This is a genomic window from Microbacterium sp. Bi128 (genome assembly GCF_918698205.1).
Map to the genome: position 1 here is coordinate 1 of NZ_CAKKMM010000863.1, position 2,173 is coordinate 2,173.

Below are 2,173 nucleotides of genomic sequence, written 5' to 3' on the forward strand. Positions count from 1 at the left end.
GGCCTGGACCTCGCGGCCTCGTACCGCGCGGGCGACGAGGTCGCGATCGCGGCCGTGCGCCGTTCCGCTGTGGCCGTGGGGCAGGCGATCGCCGCGGCGGCGACGCTGTGCGACCTGGAGGCCGTCGCGATCGCGGGCGGGTTCTCCCACGTGGCCGACGATTACATCGATCTCGTCCGCGCGGCGGCCGCGGCGGCATCCCTCCACGCGTACGCGCGACGGTGTCGCATCGTCCCGTCGGGATTGGACGGGGACGGCCCGCTGCTCGGGGCGGCGGCCCTCGCGCTGCGCGCGTGAGAGCGCGCCGTCCCGCTCACAGGACGGCGACGGCCATGAGAAGCACCGAGGATCCCATGGCGCTCAGCTGGAGTCGGTCGAGGCGCGCGCTCATGCGGCGGACCAGAACCGCCGACAGCACCGCATAGCCCACCGCTCCCGCGAGCAGGACAGGACCGAGGCCGATCCCGTGCCCGTGCCCTGACCCGGTCCCGTGCGTCGTCATCGCCAGCGGAAGCGCTGCCATCGCGATGAGGCCCAGGGCCGTGTGCACGGTCATCGCCGGCGGGATCGGGGAGCGGCGGCGGCGCGGCGACCGCCAGATCGCGAGGCTCAGCGCGGCGCCCAGCAGCACCGCCGTCCACCAGATCGGGGCGACGAGCCCGAACAGCCCCGCGTCGAGCATCGCGATCAGCATCAGCACCGAGGCGACGACCTCGGGCGGCCGCACCCGCGCGCGATCGGCGGCCAGACAGCACGTTCCGATCGCGGCGGGGGCGACCGCCCACAGGTGGAGGATCTCGCTCATCGGGTCAGCAGTGGTGCGCGCCGTCGTGTCCGTGCGCCGAGTGCCCCTCGTCGCCGTGACCGGTGGCGTGTGCCGCCGGCGAGCAGTGCGCGCTTTCCGGTGCCGGCACGTTGAGCACCGGGTTGCGCTCGAAGAAGTTGTACGGCTTCAGCGTGAACTTGGCGTAGTCCATCGGCATCACCGGCCAGTCCTCGTTGCGCGGGAAGTGCGTCAGGCCGAACGTGTGCCACAGCACGAGGTCTTCGCCCACGAGCGGTTCGTCGCCGGAGATGAAGTCGGGGATGCCGGCCCCACCGGGGTGCTGGTTGACGAAGTCGCCCGCGGCGTACCGCTCGGCGGGGTCGTACTTGGTGACGAAGAGGTTCTTCGTCGCGAAGGCGGCGCGCGCGGCGATCGAGGACTCCTCGTCGGCCAAGAGCACGGGCGTCTCGGTCGGGAAGAGCACGTACGACGTCGCCTGGCCGCGCTCGGTGGTCTTCTCGGTCGAGGCGATCTGCCACACGCGGTTCACCGCGCCGTCGGCGACCCGGCCCGACACCTTCTCGGACGTGATCGGCGTGACCTTCTTGGTGAAGGCGTTGCCGGCCGGGTTGGTCGGCGACATCGGCACGCGCACCGCGTCGATCTCGTTGACGACGTTCGCGACGCCGTCGACGGTCATGTCCAGTCGCGCCGAGAAGAGGTGCTGGTGGTAGGGGGCGCCCAGTCCCGGAGCGACCTCCGAGGCGAACGGGTAGCCCTCGCCCGGGTAGGCGGAGGTGAACAGGATGCCGGTGAGCTTGGCTTCGCACTCGATCGTGCCGTCGAGGTAGAGGTACCAGTAGAAGCCGTAGTCGTAGTTGCCCACGGTGGTGAAGAACGAGATGACCAGGCGGCGGGCGCGGCGGACCTCGCTGGAGCCGGTGAAGATGTCGCTGTGCTTCCAGAGGGAGCCGAAGTCCTCCTCGTGCATGCAGACCGCGTTGCGGATGGTCCGCGGCATCCCGTTCTCGTCCGAGAGCACGGCGTCGACGTAGGTGATGTCGCCGACGCAGTCGCATCCGAGCTCGAGCTCGTTCGTGTAGCGGCCGAACAGGTACTCGCCGGTGTCGAAGTAGTTCTGCCAGAAGCGGTTCGGGGCGGGGTCGGCGTAGGGCACCACCATCTCGCTGATCGATCCGCGGTACATCACCGGGCGTCCGGCGAACGACAGCTGGCGCAGGATCAGACCCTCGCGGGTGTCGAAGCCGATGCGCAGATCCCACTCGCCCCACGTGACGTGTTCGCCGTCGACGGTGAAGCTCGACCCCTCCGGCTGGGTGATCACGATGGGCTTCAGGCCCTCCAGCGGCGGCCCCTGCAGCTCGGGGTCGTCGAAGTTGCCGTGCG

General features: G+C 70.5%; 3 protein-coding genes. 1 reads left to right on the plus strand and 2 read right to left on the minus strand.

The annotated features are described in order from the left end of the window. A partial coding sequence (locus tag LQV45_RS27320; protein WP_230009940.1) for an ROK family protein occupies nt 1-297 on the plus strand: 297 nt, incomplete at its 5' end. A 16-nt stretch (nt 298-313) separates the two neighbouring features. Here LQV45_RS27320 and LQV45_RS27325 read toward each other — a convergent pair. Both LQV45_RS27325 and LQV45_RS27330 read right to left on the minus strand, forming a co-directional pair. Further along, nucleotides 314-805 (minus strand): hypothetical protein, encoded by a 492-nt coding sequence (locus LQV45_RS27325; protein ID WP_230009941.1) that lies wholly within the window; start codon nt 803-805, stop codon nt 314-316. Between the two features lie 4 nt (nt 806-809). Next, nucleotides 810-2,173 (minus strand): primary-amine oxidase (locus tag LQV45_RS27330; protein WP_230009942.1); only part of this gene is annotated, 1,364 nt, incomplete at its 5' end.